This window comes from Kistimonas scapharcae (genome assembly GCF_039540975.1).
Lineage (GTDB): Bacteria > Pseudomonadota > Gammaproteobacteria > Pseudomonadales > Endozoicomonadaceae > Kistimonas > Kistimonas scapharcae.
On the sequence record NZ_BAABFL010000419.1, the window covers coordinates 1 to 18,294 of the forward strand.

Below are 18,294 nucleotides of genomic sequence, written 5' to 3' on the forward strand. Positions count from 1 at the left end.
AATTCCGAGACTGGCAAATATTATCGAATACGCCTCATGCTGGCTGCCATGTGGTCTGCACAGGAGTTTTTGAGTACTTACGCGGCAATGTGCTGAGGACCAACTGTCTTGTCGATGTGGTGTGATGGATAAGATGTCTTTTATTTCATTGAATAATGTGCTTGTCAAAAGCCATCAGTGACATGATTTTGGCGAGATCATATGGATACTCGCTACGTAAAGAATTAGCGGATAGCGTGTGTTACCTTGCAAACGGCCATAACACTGACTAGCTTAAGACAGTAATAAGACCAATGTCTTATTTTTCCCTCAAGGTTATTAAAGGAATGATACCTATGATGCGTAATATTATCGCAGCCTTGTTTGTCGCTATTCTCGGATTCAGCTCTATGGCTTTTGCTGAGGGCAAATCAGCCAAGATCAACATCAATACTGCCAGCGCTAAGACTCTCGATAAAGAGCTCAAATATGTTGGTGAAACCATCGCAAAGCGGATTGTTGAATACCGCAGGAAACACGGTAATTTTTCTAGCATTGAAGAGCTGAGTAATGTCAGGGGTATCGGTAAGAAAGTAGTAGAAGCCAATAAAAAGAACGTTGTCGTTCAGTAGCATCTGGTTTCGTTGAAAAAAAGGGCTTCCAAATCGGAAGCCCTTTTTTATTTGGTAGTATAAGGGGGCGTTGCTCTGAGTTCTTCAGTGCTTCAGCACATTTTCTTTCAACTGATTGATCCTGTCTCTAACTGCAGCGGCTTCTTCAAATTCAAGATTCTTGGCATGCTCAAACATTTGCTGTTCTAGTGCCTTCAACTCTTTGGCTAACTGTTTTGGATCCAGTGTGGTTGTATCCAGGTGTTGGACAGGCTTCACTTCGGTTGCTTTGCGAGTCTGCTTCGCACGGCGTCCAGGAATGGCACCTTCCATAATGTCTGCAATCTGCTTGGTGACACCCTTCGGTGTAATATTGTGTTCTTTGTTAAACGTCAGCTGTTTTTCCCGCCGACGTTCAGTTTCATCCATAGCACGTTGCATGGAGCCAGTAATACGATCAGCGTAGAGAATCGCTTTGCCGTTAAGGTTCCGGGCTGCGCGACCTATAGTCTGGATCAGTGAACGATCGGAGCGCAGGAAGCCTTCCTTATCGGCATCCAGTATCGCTACCAGCGACACTTCCGGCATATCAAGGCCTTCCCGAAGCAAGTTAATGCCCACCAGAACATCAAAGGCGCCGATACGTAAATCGCGAATAATCTCAACGCGTTCGACGGTATCAATATCGGAGTGAAGGTAGCGAACTCTGACACCTTGTTCAGACAAGTACTCTGTCAGGTCTTCTGCCATTCGTTTGGTCAGCACAGTGATGAGAATACGGTCACCCTGGGCAGTACGCTTGTTGATTTCAGACAGCACATCATCGACTTGGGTTGTGGCTGGGCGCACTTCAATCTCAGGGTCAACCAGGCCTGTGGGGCGAACAACCTGGTCAACAACTTGGTCCTGGTGTTCTTTTTCATAGGGGCCGGGCGTTGCTGAAACGAAAATGGTTTGTGGTCGCTTGCTTTCCCACTCTTCAAATTTCATGGGGCGGTTGTCGAGTGCGGAGGGTAGGCGGAAACCATATTCAACCAGTGTCTCCTTCCGTGAGCGGTCACCCCGGTACATGCCGCCTATTTGTGGCACCGTGACATGTGATTCATCGAGAACCAGCAACGCGTTATCAGGCAGATAATCAAACAGGGTAGGCGGGGGCTCACCCGGCCCCCGGCCTGAGAGATAGCGGGAATAGTTTTCAACGCCTGTGCAGTAACCCAGTTCCACCATCATTTCGATATCAAAGCGGGTACGTTGTTCCAGACGTTGTGCTTCTACCAGCTTGTCGTTTTCTCTTAATACCTGTAACCGCTCTTCCAGTTCAACTTTGATGGAATCAATGGCATCAAGGATCGTTTGCCGGGGGGTAACATAGTGAGATTTGGGAAAAACGGTCACCCGTGGAACGCGGCGCAGAACCTCACCGGTTAAGGGATCAAACCAGCTGAGGTTTTCCAGTTCATCATCAAACAACTCGAGCCGTATGGCCTCTTTTTCTGAGTCCGCCGGGAAAATATCAATGACATCACCGCGAACCCGGTAGGTGGCTCGTTTCAGCTCCATATCGTTGCGGGTGTATTGAAGCTCTGCCAGTCGACGCAAGATCTGCCGTTGATCGATGGTGTCGCCACGGCTCAGGTGCAGCACCATCTTGAAATACGACTCTGGATCACCCAAGCCGTAAATGGCCGACACTGTTGCGACGATGATGGCGTCATCTCGCTCCATCAGAGCCTTGGTGGCAGAGAGTCGCATCTGTTCGATGTGATCGTTTACTGAGGCATCTTTTTCAATAAAGGTGTCGGAGGAGGGGACGTAAGCCTCCGGCTGATAATAATCGTAGTAAGAGACAAAATACTCGACGGCATTATTGGGAAAGAACTCCCGAAACTCACCATACAGCTGGGCTGCCAGGGTCTTGTTGGGCGCCATGATCAGCGTCGGGCGCTGCAGGTTCTGGATGACATTGGCGATGGTGAAGGTCTTACCGGAGCCGGTCACTCCCAGCAGTGTCTGGCAGGCCAGGCCACTGTCGGCGCCGGCGGTCAGTTTGCGGATGGCGTCCGGCTGGTCGCCGGCAGGCTGGAAATCGGAGACTACCTGGAATCGTGGGCCCATGGGTTCCTGCTATCCTGTGGATCATGTAGTATTGCGTCGAATGACAAGTTAGTGTGCCAATTCCTTATACAACAGGCCAGTCTGCCTGGCCGGAAGCCCCCGATCCCGGGTGAGATGCTTCCCGAAATAAAGAGGATATCAGCTTGGACCAGCAACTTTCCCGTAGAGTTCAGAGTATCAAACCTTCCCCGACCCTGGCGGTGACCACTCGGGCGGCGGAACTCCGTGCGGCTGGAAAGGACATCATTGGCCTTGGCGCCGGCGAGCCGGACTTCGATACACCGGATCATATCAAGGAAGCGGCCATCAAGGCGATTCATGACGGTAAGACCAAGTATACCGCCGTGGACGGCACACCGGAGCTGAAGCAAGCGGTTATTGACAAGTTTGCGCGGGATAACAGTTTTAACTATGAGCCGGGGCAGATCCTGGTTTCCTGCGGTGGCAAGCAGAGCTTCTTTAACCTGTCCCTGGCGTTGTTGAACCCAGGTGACGAAGTGGTTATTCCTGCGCCTTACTGGGTGTCCTATCCGGATATGGTCACTATCGCTGAAGGTGTACCGGTGATTGTGGAAACCACCCAGGCGACCCGCTTCAAAATGAGTGCTGACCAGCTGGAGAGTGCTATCACTGATAAAACCCGGTTGGTGGTCATTAACAGCCCGTCAAACCCGACCGGAACAGCCTATAGTGCCGATGAGTTGAAAGCGCTGGCGGAAGTGTTGCTGAAGCACCCTGATGTGATGGTTGCAACGGATGATATGTACGAGCATATCCTCTGGCCGGGGCAGAGCTTTGTGAATATCCTGAATGTTTGCCCTGAATTGTATGATCGCACCATTGTCTTGAATGGGGTGTCCAAGGCCTATTCCATGACCGGATGGCGTATAGGTTATGCCGGTGGTCCAAAGACTCTGATTGCCAGCATGAAGAAGATTCAGTCACAGAGCACGTCGAACCCTTGTTCAATTGCCCAGGCGGCTGCGGTTGCGGCATTGGCTGGTCCACAGGAGTGTGTGGCCACTATGGTTCAGGCTTTCAAACAGCGTCATGATCATGTGGTAGAACGCCTGAACCGTTTGCCGGGAGTAGAAGCGATTAAAGCCGATGGCACGTTCTATAGCTTCCCGGATTTCTCCGGTGTGATTGCAGCGAAAGGCTACAAGTCGGATCTTGATCTGGCTGAAGCGTTACTTGAGGCGGGTGTTGCCATGGTTCCGGGATCCGCTTTCGGAGCTGAAGGTCACATGCGGTTGTCGTTTGCGACCAGCCTGGAAGCGCTGGATAAGGCATTGGATCGACTGGAAATCGCGGTTGCCTGATGAGTCGCCGTTGATCGTCTATAGAAAGGCCTGTTGATGGTAATGCCGTCACAGGCTTTTTTTATTGGATGCGGTATAACGCAATGAAATAGCTCAGAAAACCGGTTGACCTCATCTAGGACGATCAGTACCATACGCCTGCATCGACTGATCCCCGATAGCTCAGTTGGTAGAGCAAATGACTGTTAATCATTGGGTCGCTGGTTCGAGTCCAGCTCGGGGAGCCATCAAAAAGATGGCGAGATCAGTTGCAATCAACCGGAAGCGAGAGCATCCGGTTTTTTTGTCCGACAGTTTTACTGTGTTGATGACTGTAGCAGGCGGTTAGCTCAGCTGGTTAGAGCGCAACGTTGACATCGTTGAGGTCGCTGGTTCGATTCCAGTATCGCCTACCATCTTCAAGGCTTCGAAGAAGCACGCTACAGTAAAATAGTCCGACAAGCTATTGAGTTTTAGTGCTGTGTGAGTATCATGCAGCGCATCTGAAGGCGGTTAGCTCAGCTGGTTAGAGCGCAACGTTGACATCGTTGAGGTCGCTGGTTCGATTCCAGTACCGCCTACCAATTTCGCCATCAATGGCAATGTGTTAAAACAGCTTCTATAGGCGGTTAGCTCAGCTGGTTAGAGCGCAACGTTGACATCGTTGAGGTCGCTGGTTCGATTCCAGTACCGCCTACCATCATATAAAAAGGGATCTGCAATGCAGATCCCTTTTTTCTTATGCGTAATAAAGCGTGTGATTGAGCAGGAATTCTGAGGTTTCCTGCTCATTGATGCCTTGCTTGGTTAGTGGTTAATTATCGATAACATAGCAAGGTTCATAATGGCTACCTGGCAGTTTCATACGGTGCTGAGCAACGAATGAGCTGAGCAGCTCATCAATACGCTGCATCAGTTCTGGTTCGCCGGACAGCCGGAAGGGACCATGCTGCTGAATGGTTTTGATGCCGCTTTCCTTGATGTTGCCCGCCACAATGCCAGACATTGCACGACGCAAGTTGGCCGCCAGTTCGCTGGGCGGCATATCGTGCGTCAGCGTCAAAGCAGCCATGGATTCATGAGTTGGTTCGAAGGTCTCCTGGAATGACCGTTCAATGGTCAATTCCCAGTTGAAGTAGTAGGCATCTTTGCTGGCCCGTCGGAAACGGGTAACTTTGTCCAGACCGCTTTTCATGGTTTCGGCGACAGCTGCAGGGTCATCAATAATGATCTCATAGAGGGCCTGCGCTTCTTTGCCCAAGGTAGCGCCAATGAATTCATCAATGCGCTGGAAGTATTCTGCAGCGTTTTTCGGGCCAGTAAAGACCAATGGGAAGGGAATTTTCCGGTTCTTGTCGTGCAGCATCACGCCAAGGATATAGAGTATCTCCTCGGCAGTGCCCGGGCCGCCCGGGAAAACGACAATGCCATGCCCGAGCCGGACAAACGCTTCCAGTCGTTTTTCAATGTCCGGCATGATCACCAGTTCATTGACGATCGGGTTTGGGCTCTCGGCGGCAATAATGCCGGGTTCTGTCAGGCCGATGAAGCGACCTTTACTAATACGTTGTTTGGCATGACCAATGTAAGCCCCTTTCATCGGTCCTTTCATGGCACCGGGGCCGCAGCCGGTACAGATATCCAGGCCTCGCAGACCCATCTGGTAGCCGACGACCTTCGTATAAAGGTATTCCTCGCGACCAATGGAGTGACCGCCCCAGCAGACGACAATGTTTGGGGGCTGCTTGGGAATGAAGGCGCGGGCATGGCGCAGGATTTCGAAGACCAGGTTAGTGACATCCCGGGGTTCATTGAGTTCGAAGAGGCCTTGTTCCTCCATCTCGCTGAACACGTAGAGGATGTCGCGCAGTACGGAGAACAGGTTCTCTTTGACGCCAAGAATCAGCTTCTTGTTAACGAACGCGCAGGCAGGCGCGTTGATCAGTTCCAGCTTGAGCCCGCGGGGCTCCTGGATGATACGGATGTCGAAGTCTTCATGCTCCGCCATCAGTTCGTGTGCGTTATCTTTTTCTGACTCACAGTTCAGTACCGCCAGTGCACACTGGCGGAACAGGGTGTAAAGCCCCGTCTTGCTGGTGTCCTGAAGTTTGCTGACCTCGTGGCTGGACAGCACGTTCATGGACCCAGTGGGGTTGACGATTGTCGTGACAGTATCGCAATGACCCATGCACATCTCCCTCTGCATGTGAACGTAAAAATCTGAAAGAACGAGTGATTTCGAGTGGTATTCTGACCGGTGCACAATGAAAAAGTTACCGGTTATCAGGTTCAGTATAGTGAATACGCCTGAATGTCAGTATTGGCGTATAAATCTGTTATATCCCTGAGTGGTGGTCTCTGTCCAGTGTGTGGCAGGTCAAAATGTTACGGGTTGTTGCCGATCCGAAAAGGCGCTTGCAATTTATCGGGAGGATTACAACAATCGGCTCAGGCAGGGTTAGCGATTCTTGCGTACCTGTACCCTGAAAGCAGACGCATAGAACAAAACAAAGAACAAGAACCGACAAAACGGGTTTCGACTGGGAGGGTTGTCATGTCCGAAGAGCAGGTCGTGATTGTGGACGAGGAAAACCAGGTGACAGGTTCGGTGCCACGGTCAATCATGCGGCGTGACGGGTTGTGTCACCGGGTGACGTTTATCTTTGTCTTTGATTCAGAAGGTTACCTGTATATCCAGAAACGGACGCTGACCAAAGATGTCTACCCCGGCTATTTTGACCTCGCGGCTGGTGGTGTGGTGGCTGAAGGGGAAGATTATGATGCAGCAGCTGTCCGCGAGTTGTCGGAAGAGCTGGGTATTAGTGATATACAACTGTCGCCCCGTTTTCATTTTTATTACCACTCCGATGAGTGTCGGTTGTGGGGCAAGGTTTTCACCTGTGTTTATGACGGCCTGCTGACCTTGCAGGAAGAGGAAGTGGCAGGCGTGATCAGGGAAAAGCCGGAGGCGGTGTTGGCGGAACCTGAAAAGTACCCTTATACGCCAGATACGCTGGTCGCTCTGGAGCGACTGATCCATTTAGAGAACGAAGAGAACACCTCGGAACAGGAGTAAGTGCCAGTATGTTCACCGGAATCGTGCAGGGCCGGATGCCGGTCGCAGCGGTTGACAGCAAACCGGATTTCTCAACGCTGACGATTCAGATGGATCCCGATTTGCTGGAGGGACTAAAGACGGGCGCCAGTATTGCAGTAAACGGCGTCTGTCTTACGGTGACTGCGTTTGGAGATGGTCAGGTTTCGTTTGATGTGATGAAAGAAACCCTGCGCGTGACCAATCTGGTGGATGTTCAACCGGGGTCGTTTGTGAATGTGGAGCGTGCTGCACGTTTTTCCGATGAGATTGGTGGCCACCTGCTTTCAGGGCATGTTCACGACACCGTTGTCGTAAAAGAGGTGATTCGTGAGCCCGAGAATACAACGATCCTGTTTGCGGTAGATGCTCGCTGGCGGGATTACCTGATGCCAAAAGGCTATGTAGCACTGAATGGCGCCAGCCTGACACTGGGTGAAGCCGTAACAGACGATGAATTCCGGGTTCACCTGATTCCCGAAACCCTCCGATTAACGACATTCGCAACCGTAGAGCCGGGCGACAAAGTGAACCTTGAAATCGACAGTCAGACTCAGGCAGTCGTCGATACGGTGAAGCGTTGTCTTGGGGATCAGGGATTTGTGCAGCGATTGCTCTCTAAATAAGTAGCCTGTTTTTGTTATGACGGGGTGCGATGACGTGGCGGTTTTTTATTGGGTTTGGCGGTTGAATGCTTCCTAATCTACTGTATATACCGCTTGGTAATACAGTGATTGCCAAACGGTATGACAGATTATGGACGCCAGATCAGGCAGGCGCTATAAATATAAGTAGCTCACTACAGTGTCCAAGCGTGGGTTGCCTACGCTGCTGAGCTTAAGCAAGAAAGAAAGCCGCTCAACCTGCATATATGGGTTCCGCGGCTTTTCTCTTTTCTGGGTAAAAAAGCCTGAGCACTTTGAGGCGCTCAGGCTGTTGAAGGTTTAGGTGACGTTCTTATCAGAAGATGATCTTCACAACGTCACTGAATCGCTTGGCAAAGTGTACGGTCATACCTTCCTGGATATAGTCAGGTAATTCATCATAATCCCGCTTATTCGCCTCAGGCAGAATGACCTCATGGATACCGCTGCGCCTTGCCGCAATCACTTTTTCACGAATGCCGCCTACCGGTAATACCAGTCCTGTGAGTGTTAACTCACCGGTCATGGCCAGTGGTCGTGGTTTCTGGTTGCGCGCCAGACTCAGCAGGGCGCTGGCCATGGTGACGCCAGCACTCGGGCCATCCTTCGGCGTGGCACCTTCTGGCACGTGCAGGTGAATAAACGCCTTGTCGAAGAAGTCAGAAGGGCCGCCATACTTTTTCAGATTGCTCATTACATAGCTGTAGGCGATTTCGGCGGATTCTTTCATCACCTCGCCCAACTTGCCGGTCAGTTTGAAGCCAGGACGAAGCGTATGGATGCAAGATGCTTCAACTGGCAGTGTCGCACCACCCAGAGAAGTCCAGGCAAGACCCGTGATAACGCCGACGCCCTGCACAATTTTCTCTTTGCGGAAATACGGTGCACCGAGATAATCAGGCAGATTCTTCGCGGTGATCGTTAACTTCAGCTCTGGTTCTTTCAGAATTTGCACGACAGATTTGCGAATAATCCGCGCGAGTAGTTTTTCCAGGTGGCGAACACCGGATTCCCGGGCATAGCCTTCAATCACTTGTTTCAGTGTCGCATCGGAAAGTTTGATCTGGCTCTTTTTCAGGCCCGCCTTTTTCAGCTGCTTGGGCCAGAGGTGGTTTTTGGCAATCGCCACTTTCTCACGGGTGATGTAGCCGGCAAGGCGGATCATATCCATTCGGTCAAGCAGCGGGCCTGGTATGGTATCCAGCTGATTGGCCGTACAGATAAACAGAACCTTGGACAGGTCGATACGCATGTCCAGGTAGTGATCCAGGAATTCGGTATTTTGGGAGGGATCCAGCACTTCCAGCAGTGCGGAGGCAGGGTCGCCTCGGAATGATGAACCGATCTTGTCGATCTCATCCAGCATGATAACCGGGTTGGCAACATCCACTTCCTTCAGCGCCTGAACCAGCTTACCGGGCATGGCGCCAATGTAGGTCCGGCGATGGCCCTTGATCTCGGATTCATCCCGCATCCCGCCAAGGCTGAAGCGGTAGAATTTGCGTCCCAGGGCTTCGGCTACGGATGTACCAATCGAGGTTTTGCCGACACCGGGAGGGCCAACCAATAACAAAATAGATCCAGAGACTTCGCCTTTGTAAGCACCGACGGCCAGGAATTCAATAATTCTGTCTTTGACATCATCCAGCCCGTCATGATCGCGGTCGAGCACTTTGCGGGCATTGTCTAAATCCAGCTTGTCTTCAGAGCAGACGCCCCAGGGAACTGATGTAGCCCAGTCAAGGTAGTTGCGGGTGACGCCAAATTCCGGTGAGCCGATTTCCAGCAGAGCCAGCTTGTGCAACTCTTCATCAATTTTCTTCTGTACGGGCTCCGGAACGGTTTTACTTTTCAGGCGCTGTTGGAATTCTTCGATTTCAGCGGTTTTGTCATCTTTGGAAATGCCCAGTTCCCGTTGAATGACCTTGAGCTGTTCTTTCAGGAAGAATTCGCGTTGATGCTTGCTGATCTTGAGGTTAACCGCTTCACTGATTTCGCTCTGCAGCTTGGCGACTTCTTGTTCCTTACGGATCAGCACCAGCACTTTTTCCATACGGCGTTGTACAGAAACGGTTTCCAGCACTTCCTGCAATTCAGCACCGCGGGCGGTGGTGATGGCTGCAGCAAAATCAGCCAGCGGTGACGGGTCGCGAGGGCTGAACCGGTTCAGGTAGTTTTTCAGTTCTTCACTGTAGAGCGGGTTCAGCGGCAGCAGTTCCTTGATGGCGTTGATCAGCGCCATGGCGTAAGCCTTCAGGGTATCCGGGTCTTCTTCGCTGCTGACCGGGTAGGTCACCTGGACCAGATAGGGCGGGGTGCGGCGCAACCATTTGACGATCTTGAAGCGCTGCATACCGAGAGCGATAAACTGGATCTGGTCATCCACTTCCACCAGGTTGTGAATCTTGACGGCACAACCAATCTCGGGGAACTGGTCCGGCGTGGCTTCGTCTGACTCGGGGATATTGTCGATAAACGACAACCCCATGACTGTCTGGTCCGACTGGGCGACCCGCTTGAGGGTGTCTTCCCAGGGGGCGGCAGCGAACACCAGTGGCTGAACCTGGGCCGGGAAAAAGGGCCGGTTGCTGGCAGGAATCAGGTAGAGTTTGTCTGGCAGCGCCTGCTGGGGAATGACCAGTCCGGTGCCGGCCTGGGTGGATTCTTCAGCTTCATCGGAAATGATTTCCGGGGATTCTTTCTCTTGTTCGCTCATTGTACACCGAATGCTGTTTCCAGGTTTTGCCATCCCTGCCGTCAGGAAGCTGACGCTTTGCCGGTTTTGCGGACCCTGAGGATGACTGAAATGACATCATGCCTCTATAGATTGGGATGGCGACGAGGTTTTTAAATGGTGATACGTTAATTATGGCCAATATGCGCCTGCCTGTTGGAAATCGCGATGATTTCTGTCAGGGGAAATGACCAGCGGTAGCAGGTTGGGGTAGTGAATTGCTTTTTTATGCGCCGGGCCGTGTAATGAGGGGCGCGAGACCGCCATTGGCACAACAATAATAACGATAAAAAGAATAATTACAGGAGAGAGTCATGGGAATACGGCGCACGCTGACCGTAGGATCCCTGTTCTCATCGTCGCAGTGTGACAGGAACAGACACTTTATCTGGCTGAAATGGCCACTCTTACTTCTGATGCTGGCGCCGCCGGCCTGGAGCCTGACCATCAAGGGGGTCGATATCCCCGAGGTGCTGCCCGCCCGGGACAGTCGTCCGGAGCTGGTCTTGAATGGCGCGGCCCTGCGAACCCAGTACCTGCTGGTGAATACCTACATCGGCCAGCTCTACCTGGAACAGCCCATGCAGTCGGCCGAGGCGATTTTTGCTGATGATGGTCACAAACGCATGGTATTTCATGTGCTGATGAAGCGTATCAGTGCCCGCCGTGTGGCTAATGCGCTCTATGAAGCCCTGCAGCTCAATATCACCAAAGAGGAGCAGCAGGCGCTGGAATCCGAGATCAATACCATGATCAGTATGTTTGAAGGGCGGATGAAGGCAGGCGATACCGGAGAAATTGATTATATTCCCGGGCTGGGCACCCGGGTTCGCATCAGTGGCAAGGATAAAGGGATAATTCCGGGCAAGGCTTTCTTTAATGCGCTGCTCTCGGTCTGGATTGGTGAAAACCCCATCAACCGGACGTTCAAGGAAGGCATTCTCGGGCTTGAGGTTTCTGAGCCGATTGAGGTCGCTGAACAGGATCAGGGTGCCTGATCAGGCACCCTGCCGCCATCCCCGTCGAAGGCTGTCTGCGGTAAAGACAGCCAACGCTATCCAGATAAACAGAAAGCTGACCAGTTTGTTATTGTCGAACGGTTCGTTATAGACAAAAATCGCCAGGCACAGCGACAGACTGGGGCCGATGTATTGGGTGAATCCCAGTGTTGATAGCCGGATACGCGTTGCGGCTGCGGTGAACAGCAGCAGTGGCACGGTTGTGATAACCCCGGCAAACATCAGCCAAAGGCTAAGCTCGGACTGTTCTACCCGAAAGGCATGGCTGTCTGTACTGACCAGGTAGCCAAACCAGACCAGACAGAAAGGCAGCATTAATGCCGTTTCTGCCAGCAGACCGCTGACCGCTGGCAATGCAGCTTGTTTACGTACCAGCCCGTAAAAACCAAACGTAATGGCAAGCACCAGTGCCACAATGGGCAGTTTGCCGGTCGTGATGACCTGCCAGGCAACACCGGTTAAGGCCAGCAGAACGGCCAGGACTTGAGGGCGTGTCAGGCGTTCCTGCAGAAACAGCATGCCTAGCAGAACATTGACCAGCGGATTGATGAAATAGCCAAGGCTGGCCTCGGTAATACGATCATTGCCCACGGCCCAGATAAAGGTCAGCCAGTTCACGGCGATCAGGCTGGAGGAGAGCAGCAGGATCCGACAGGTTCGCCAGTTACGCAGTGCCGCAAGGGATTGCTTGCACGCCGAACCTTGCCAGAAACTCAGCAGCCAGAGTGCGCCGCCAAGTAGCAGGAATGACCAGAATACCCGGTGTGCCAGCACCTCCATGGCGGAGGCGGCTTCCACCTGTTTAAAGTAAACCGGCATAAAACCATAAAAGCAGAAGGCGGCGATCGCAAAAAAAAGGCCGGAGCGGGTATTGGTCTGTGTCACTGCGTTACCGTTATACCGGGTTTCCGCAGGCTGGCTGAGATGGGCCGCAACCTGAGAAACCTCATCCTTTGGAAAAATTGTTTTTTTCTGAACTGCGCTGATAAAAAAGAACAATCTATCGGGCGCGGGGTCTACTGTTGCGGGGAAAGCTGCGTTAGAATGCGCGCCTTCAACAACATAGATTTCAGCCGGCAGGGTAGGCGGCCCGTTCTGGGGCGCACCGTATCGGCTAACGTATTCTAAGCGAAAGCGCCCGCGTTAATCACGCATCAATCAGACGCTATTACTATTCATCCGTTTCGAGAGAACAGTTCCCTGGAGTTAGGTAGATGGCTCACAGCCTCATGGAGTTCGCACTCCTTTGTCTGACCTCATTATTTACCATGATCAACCCGGTCAGCATTACACCGGTATTCAGTTCGATCACGGCCGATTTACCGGTGCAACAGGCCCGTCATGTGGCGTTGAAAGCGACCATGACGGCGTTTGCGATCCTGGTCACCTTTGCGTTGACCGGTTCGATTATTTTCAAGGTGTTTGCGATTTCCGTGAACAGCCTGAAGATCGTCGGTGGTGTGCTGTTCTTCCTGATGGGCTATGAAATGGTTCAGGCGCGTATGGGCCGCACCCGGATCGACAAGCAGGAAGAGATGGAAGACCTGGAGGAATACACCAATAACGTGGCGATCACGCCGCTGGCAATTCCGTTGATCTGTGGCCCGGGCGCCATTGCGACCGTGATCATTCTGATGGAGCAGCACAAGGATATCCTGTTCCGTTCGGTGCTGTTCCTGTCAATCCTGACCGTAATTGGCGTGACCTACCTGTTCCTGTTGTTCGCCAAGCCGATCATGGATCGCCTGGGTGAAAGTGGTAACAAGGTGCTGATGCGGATTATGGGTTTGATCGTGATGGTTATCGCGGTGGAATACTTCTTTGGTGGCTTAAAGCCGATGCTGAGGGATATTTTCGAAATCGTCCCGTTGTCAAACCCGTAACTCTCTATCAGGCTGCCTGGCTCTGGTCCGGCAGTTTGATCGGCCGTTTGGCCGTTTCTTCCCCGCAGATATCAGGAAGCTCGACGTGCGCGGCTTCCTGCTCCAGAAACAGTAATGCGTCTTCCAGATGTTTGAATTGCCGCTGCCGGTAACAACTGGCGCCACGGCGATCCCGGTATTCCATATAAAGGAAAACGCGAGATTCAATAAAGACCTTGTGGAATTTCACCTTCCCAGCTGCCAGCCAGCAGTAAATCGGGCAATGGTAGCGGGTGTGATGAATGTGGCGACTGAATGCATCAAGGTGGACGATGGTGTCAGAAAGGATTTCAGTCGCGGGCTTGCGTGTAGGGTGGTGGAAGGTAACAGTCCCGCTGACGGAGTCCATAGTAGCGCCTGGAAGGTAAAAATGCCGGTTGTCGTTCTGACAGTCAATAAGCTGCATTTAATCACCTTTGTTATATCGCCTCAATATATGGATGCGGGCAGGGTAGAATCGTCGCAGTGATGATCGATGGAAATGGGTAGTGGTTTTGACGCCGCTATTCCGTAAATGCCGCAGAGTGTGCCAGATGAGGTTGTTTCAGGCACGGAACTGGTATACATTTCGCCTCGCTTTCGGGGCACAGCCCGAAACGAAAGCAGATCAGCTGGTGAGGTGTCCGAGTGGCTGAAGGAGCACGCCTGGAAAGTGTGTATACGGCAACGTATCGAGGGTTCGAATCCCTCCCTCACCGCCAGAATTGAAAAGCCTGCTACTCAATAAGTAGCAGGCTTTTTTGCGTTTGCGGCTTGCGGTAAATCATTACATACCGTTACAGGTGGCTATGAGGCTTCGTCCTATCATTGCTATCTCTGCTTGCCTGATTTCAGGGCATGATGCTGTGTCAGTCATCTCTGGTGAAGCAATGCTGCAGTAGTCATAGTAACCTCGTCCAGCAACGAATGACTCGTGTACTGCCGTGATCGTGAACGATGCCATCATATTTATGTAATGAAGCTGTGTTTTCCTCTCCGTTGTGGTTTGCAAAATCACCTGACACCTTAAATAGCTAATGCTGACGTTTTCCATTGACTGGCATGCACACTGCATAGATTGGGTTGCAAAAGGAAAAACGCTTTTAACTTACCTAACAGTTGATGAACGGGTTAGCCGTTAAAATAGGTATCGAAAGGGTTACAGACCTGGTTGTAAGGAAGGGATATGGAAAAGCCTGGCCCAAGCATGATGTTAGGGAGTCTCCTGACCATCTTCTTTTTTCTTCTGGTTGTACCTGTCGCCTTAGCCCGTCAGAAAGAGGGTAACCTGGGGCCAATATCCAGTGGCAGTTTCGCGATAATTCTCTCTATCATGCCGACAATCAGGCATTTTCAACCCATCATTGAGGATGTTGTTGGCCAGGAAACAACCTGCTTTTCCAGTTATGGCTTGCCCGTTATAGCAAAAACAGAATCTGACTATTGCCCGCATGCCAACTTCACCGTTGAGCGGGATGGTGAGGTCTGCATAACAACGAATCATTCAGACGTGGAGCATTTGGACAGCATCATTATTGAACCCATTTGATGACGTTAGCAGTGTGGTTGCACCTGTTTAGTGCCATCTCCAGGAAAGGAGCCTGATAAGGACGATAATAATGAAGAAGAAAGAAAGCATAAAAAGCATGATCAGCTGGTGGATACTGGCGGCTAAACAGGGGGATGTCAGTGCGCAATGTATGCTGGGTCATCATCCTGGCTGGCGGCAGGATTTTCGACAGGCCGCTTATTGGCAGCGAAAGGCGTTAAAACATAACGGGCAACACCAAAGGAAAATCCATCGTCTTTATTGCAACCCGAAGAACGAATCACCCGCTAACCAAAAACAATTAGCGCGTTGGTATAAAAAATATGCGCGGGAAGGCCATGCCGCCATGCAAACGCTGCTTGCCATTCGGTATGCCATGGGGAAAGGTGTTCCGGAAAATCATCGTGTTGCACTTTACTGGTATAAAAAAGCCGCGGTGCAAAACCAGGCTGAGGCCCAATATTTTCTGGGGATGGCCTATGCGTCCGGTGCTGGCACCCCGGTTAATTACAAGAAGGCCTGCCTGTGGTTTTCTCTGGCGATTGCCAATGGTATTCAGGAAGCGGTGATCTCGCAAAACCTGATCAAAGGTGCGTTAACACCGGAATTGAATGCGGCGGCTCAGGAAATCATGGAAACATTGTCGTGCTGAAGGCCGGATGGATATTGCTGACACTCATCACGCCTGTGCGGTGCACCAGCATGCAGGGGAACCGGAATCGTTAAACCCGTTTTGTGTCATGCGTGTCAACGGGCGGTATCGATTCCGGTTCTCCTGCACAATGATCAATAGTGCGCGATGGGGTCCGGTGAACCGTCCGGATCGCCGATCGCATAGCCGTCGGTGTTGACGGCACCCTGCATCATGACAATGCCGCAGACATGGGGCGTGGCCATTGAAGTGCCGCTATAGGTGGCAGTGCCGCCACCCGAACGGGTTGACTCAATGGCGACGCCGGGCGCAGCCCAGTCGACAGGCGGGTTACCGAAATTGCTGAAGGCGGCAAACTGGTCATCGCTGTTGATCGCAGAAACCGTCAGCACATAGGGATGCTCTACCTGGGCAGGGGTGAAATTGTCGGCATGTTCGCCATCGTTGCCTGCTGCGACAGCAAACCATATGCCTCTGGAAGCGGCGTTCACAACCGCATCCTGCAGTGCCTGTGAGAAGCCCCGTGCGCCCAGGCTCATGTTGGCGCAATCGCCGGGGGTTGCGTTGGCGGCGACATAGTCAATGCCGGCGATGACACTGTCCAGGATGCCGCTGCCGCTCCTGTCGAGAACCCGGATCGGGTGTACGGTTGCACCTGCTGCGACGCCGACGACATCATGGTTGTTGTCCAGGGCGGCAATGGTCCCCGCAACATGCGTGCCATGGCCATTTTCATCATGGGTTGTATTTTTCCCTTTAGTGACAAAGTTGGCGCCAGGGCCAACGGTGAGATCCCTGTGGCTGGCATCAATGCCAGTATCGATGACCCAGGCGTTTTTTCCCATGCCGTCACGGGAGCCCCCGATTCTGTTGACGCCCCAGGGGGTGACCTGGTTGCTGCCACCCTCTCCATCCTGTGGGGGTTTTCCTTTCGGGCGGTCGGGTTTGGCTATCGCCCAGACAACACGGTTGGGTTCAAAGGACGTGATAGTCGGATGATTCTGAACCAGGCGCCTGGCCGCTTCTTCCGGCAGGGTGGCCGAGAAGCCGGTGATAGTGTTTCGGAAAACATGCCGCACGGTGCCGCCTGCCTGTTGCGCGGCCTGGCTGCCAACCTCGACCGAAGCGCCCGGCGACATGACAAAGATAAAGCTGTTCCTGGCATCCTCAAGATTGGCGCGTATATCCTGAAGTGGATTCGCTGTTACGCCGCTGACGATAAACCCTGTTAGCAAGGTCATGTTTTTTATAAGTCTGAAACTCATTACAAATCCCTTTTGTATGAATTGTGGCATCTGAAGGTGATTCGGCTCGCTTCCCGCAAGCTGTTGGCTAACTGCCGTGCAGCCTTTTCAGTATAGCGATCTTGGTCTGCTGTATGACACTCCTCGGGGGGATTTGTATGCTGCAACGCGTTAGTCGCTGATGGGGAGTGATCTGAAAGTACGCCCGCTTCCACTGCATCTTTATTCACCTTTCCTTGCTATTTGTCATAAAAAAGGCGTCGCTGTTGGCATTACGATGGCAACCGTATTTCCGTTCAATCCGCCAGGGTATCGTCAAACAGGGCATAAGCCATTTACCTTGGGCGATTAGATCAGCGAGGAGCAGTAATGGCGATCAAGATGAATATGGATATCATGGAATTGGTGTTCTACTTCTGGCAGGCCACAAGTGACAGGGACAAGGTCGGGGAAGCGTTCATTATGTCCATTGCTGGTCATGAGGCGATGAAACCCGTTTATACGGATGAATTTACCGTTGAATCTGTTCGTCGTGCGCTGAGCGCCATCAGTAACCGGGAACGTTTCAGTGCGGATCACCAGTGTGAATCCCGTTTCTGGAACAATAATATGTGGGCCATGGAAGACATGGGGCTGATGGAAGCCATGATGGCGCCACTCAAGGTGATGAATCTGAGAGATATCCAGGTGGACGGTGACTATGAGGTGGTCATTCTTCCCCTGCACATGGATGATTACTACCTCAAGGGTAATACACTGTACGTTAATTTCTTCCGCCTGCAGGCTGATATCATGGGTGGTGATGAGCTCAAGATGGATGGTCTTGCGTTCAAGCAGTGGGTTGAACGTACATTGAATGCTGCATAATGCATTACCCGTGTCAGGGGTTCACTAACCCCTGATATTTCGGAATTGGGATAGATAAAGGCTGGTGTTCTTTTGCCTTCCTCCCGTCATCAACCGCCTTTTCCCGGTTAGCATCACAACAAAAAATTAACAATAAAAATGAATAACGTGATGTTTTGTTGGCTATTTTAATGAATCCCTATTGTTGCCACTGAATACGGGCAGTGAACAGGCTCGGTGACGTTCATGCCTCCTGAATGTGGTGCTTTGTGAAAGCGTGCAATCAATAAAGGATTCAGTTCGATGAAGTGGTATTCATCCGTCATCCCGTTCCTGGTATTGCTGGTTTTATGTCCGACAGATTTACCCGCTGTACAGCCCTCGGCGCCTCCGTATTATGATTTGCCTCCGAGCTATGAGGAGGCGACAACCTATACCCTCTATATTAAGGCTGGCGAAGAGAAGCACTTCGACATCAGTGAGTTGCTGCGGCTTGCTCACCAGGGTTACACCACGATAATGATCTGGCAAGAGTTTTCCGGACACTTTTTTACGCTGCCTTGGCAAGTTCCTGTTCATACTTGAAAGGTGCCAAGTAGCCA

16 protein-coding genes and 5 tRNA genes are annotated in these 18,294 nt (G+C 51.9%); 15 read left to right on the forward strand and 6 right to left on the reverse strand.

All coding sequences use genetic code 11. The annotated features are described in order from the left end of the window. Window positions 1–335: 335 nt before the first annotated feature. A complete protein-coding gene (locus ABD892_RS16360) occupies window positions 336–611 on the forward strand; it encodes a ComEA family DNA-binding protein (protein ID WP_345196995.1) in 276 nt (91 codons plus the stop codon). Window positions 612–695: 84 nt separating this feature from the next. On the opposite strand, the gene uvrB is transcribed toward ABD892_RS16360, so the two are convergent. After that, the gene (gene uvrB, locus ABD892_RS16365) at window positions 696–2,708 is read right to left on the reverse strand and encodes an excinuclease ABC subunit UvrB (protein ID WP_345196996.1); all 2,013 of its coding nucleotides are present in this window, start codon (window positions 2,706–2,708) and stop codon (window positions 696–698) included. Window positions 2,709–2,851: 143 nt separating this feature from the next. On the opposite strand from uvrB, the gene ABD892_RS16370 reads away from it, so the two are divergent. The 5 genes from ABD892_RS16370 (at window position 2,852) to ABD892_RS16390 (ending at window position 4,709) form a co-directional block, all read left to right on the forward strand. Further along, window positions 2,852–4,030, forward strand: a complete 1,179-nt coding sequence (locus ABD892_RS16370; protein ID WP_345196997.1) for a pyridoxal phosphate-dependent aminotransferase — start codon at window positions 2,852–2,854, stop codon at window positions 4,028–4,030. 151 nt (window positions 4,031–4,181) lie between these two features. Beyond that, window positions 4,182–4,257, forward strand: a tRNA-Asn gene (locus ABD892_RS16375). Between the two features lie 91 nt (window positions 4,258–4,348). After that, window positions 4,349–4,425, forward strand: a tRNA-Val gene (locus ABD892_RS16380). A 91-nt stretch (window positions 4,426–4,516) separates the two neighbouring features. Then, window positions 4,517–4,593: transfer RNA gene (locus ABD892_RS16385), tRNA-Val, on the forward strand. Between the two features lie 39 nt (window positions 4,594–4,632). After that, window positions 4,633–4,709 (forward strand) — tRNA-Val (locus ABD892_RS16390). Window positions 4,710–4,823: 114 nt separating this feature from the next. Here ABD892_RS16390 and ppnN read toward each other — a convergent pair. Then, entirely contained in the window at window positions 4,824–6,197 is a 1,374-nt protein-coding gene (gene ppnN, locus ABD892_RS16395; RefSeq protein WP_345196999.1) for a nucleotide 5'-monophosphate nucleosidase PpnN, read from the reverse strand. A 366-nt stretch (window positions 6,198–6,563) separates the two neighbouring features. Here ppnN and yfcD point away from each other — a divergent pair, with 366 nt between their 5' ends. Together yfcD and ABD892_RS16405 are read left to right on the forward strand one after the other, a co-directional pair. After that, window positions 6,564–7,085, forward strand: coding sequence for an NUDIX hydrolase YfcD (gene yfcD / locus ABD892_RS16400; RefSeq protein ID WP_345197000.1), 522 nt, complete (start codon window positions 6,564–6,566; stop codon window positions 7,083–7,085). An 8-nt stretch (window positions 7,086–7,093) separates the two neighbouring features. Beyond that, a complete protein-coding gene (locus ABD892_RS16405) occupies window positions 7,094–7,729 on the forward strand; it encodes a riboflavin synthase subunit alpha (protein WP_345197002.1) in 636 nt (211 codons plus the stop codon). Window positions 7,730–8,063: 334 nt separating this feature from the next. On the opposite strand, the gene lon is transcribed toward ABD892_RS16405, so the two are convergent. Next, window positions 8,064–10,463 (reverse strand): endopeptidase La, encoded by a 2,400-nt coding sequence (lon, locus tag ABD892_RS16410; protein ID WP_345197003.1) that lies wholly within the window; start codon window positions 10,461–10,463, stop codon window positions 8,064–8,066. Window positions 10,464–10,795: 332 nt separating this feature from the next. On the opposite strand from lon, the gene ABD892_RS16415 reads away from it, so the two are divergent. Continuing rightward, window positions 10,796–11,479 (forward strand): chalcone isomerase family protein, encoded by a 684-nt coding sequence (locus tag ABD892_RS16415; RefSeq protein ID WP_345197004.1) that lies wholly within the window; start codon window positions 10,796–10,798, stop codon window positions 11,477–11,479. Here ABD892_RS16415 and rarD read toward each other — a convergent pair whose 3' ends face one another. Then, window positions 11,480–12,385 carry an EamA family transporter RarD gene (gene rarD / locus ABD892_RS16420; RefSeq protein WP_345197006.1) on the reverse strand — a complete coding sequence of 302 codons (906 nt, stop codon included), beginning with the start codon at window positions 12,383–12,385 and terminating at the stop codon, window positions 11,480–11,482. Between the two features lie 329 nt (window positions 12,386–12,714). On the opposite strand from rarD, the gene ABD892_RS16425 reads away from it, so the two are divergent. Beyond that, window positions 12,715–13,383: a MarC family protein gene (locus ABD892_RS16425; protein WP_345197007.1), complete on the forward strand. Its 669-nt coding sequence runs from the start codon at window positions 12,715–12,717 to the stop codon at window positions 13,381–13,383. A 7-nt stretch (window positions 13,384–13,390) separates the two neighbouring features. Here the strand turns inward: ABD892_RS16425 and ABD892_RS16430 are convergent, their stop codons facing one another. Beyond that, complete coding sequence (locus ABD892_RS16430) at window positions 13,391–13,828, reverse strand: hypothetical protein (RefSeq protein WP_345197008.1); 438 nt, start codon at window positions 13,826–13,828, stop codon at window positions 13,391–13,393. A gap of 207 nt (window positions 13,829–14,035) precedes the next feature. Here ABD892_RS16430 and ABD892_RS16435 point away from each other — a divergent pair. From ABD892_RS16435 to ABD892_RS16445, 3 genes are all read left to right on the forward strand, one after another. Further along, window positions 14,036–14,123, forward strand: a tRNA-Ser gene (locus tag ABD892_RS16435). A 464-nt stretch (window positions 14,124–14,587) separates the two neighbouring features. Next, the gene (locus tag ABD892_RS16440) at window positions 14,588–14,950 is read left to right on the forward strand and encodes a hypothetical protein (RefSeq protein WP_345197010.1); all 363 of its coding nucleotides are present in this window, start codon (window positions 14,588–14,590) and stop codon (window positions 14,948–14,950) included. Between the two features lie 70 nt (window positions 14,951–15,020). Then, window positions 15,021–15,602: a tetratricopeptide repeat protein gene (locus ABD892_RS16445; protein ID WP_345197011.1), complete on the forward strand. Its 582-nt coding sequence runs from the start codon at window positions 15,021–15,023 to the stop codon at window positions 15,600–15,602. A gap of 134 nt (window positions 15,603–15,736) precedes the next feature. Here ABD892_RS16445 and ABD892_RS16450 read toward each other — a convergent pair whose 3' ends face one another. Beyond that, window positions 15,737–16,867, reverse strand: a complete 1,131-nt coding sequence (locus ABD892_RS16450) for a S8 family serine peptidase (protein WP_345197012.1) — start codon at window positions 16,865–16,867, stop codon at window positions 15,737–15,739. Between the two features lie 348 nt (window positions 16,868–17,215). Here ABD892_RS16450 and ABD892_RS16455 point away from each other — a divergent pair, with 348 nt between their 5' ends. Both ABD892_RS16455 and ABD892_RS16460 read left to right on the forward strand, forming a co-directional pair. After that, window positions 17,216–17,713, forward strand: a complete 498-nt coding sequence (locus ABD892_RS16455) for a TDE2712 family protein (protein WP_345197013.1) — start codon at window positions 17,216–17,218, stop codon at window positions 17,711–17,713. A 282-nt stretch (window positions 17,714–17,995) separates the two neighbouring features. Beyond that, on the forward strand, window positions 17,996–18,277 hold the full coding sequence (locus ABD892_RS16460; RefSeq protein ID WP_345197014.1) for a hypothetical protein: 282 nt from the start codon (window positions 17,996–17,998) through the stop codon (window positions 18,275–18,277). The last annotated feature ends 17 nt before the right edge of the window (window positions 18,278–18,294 follow it).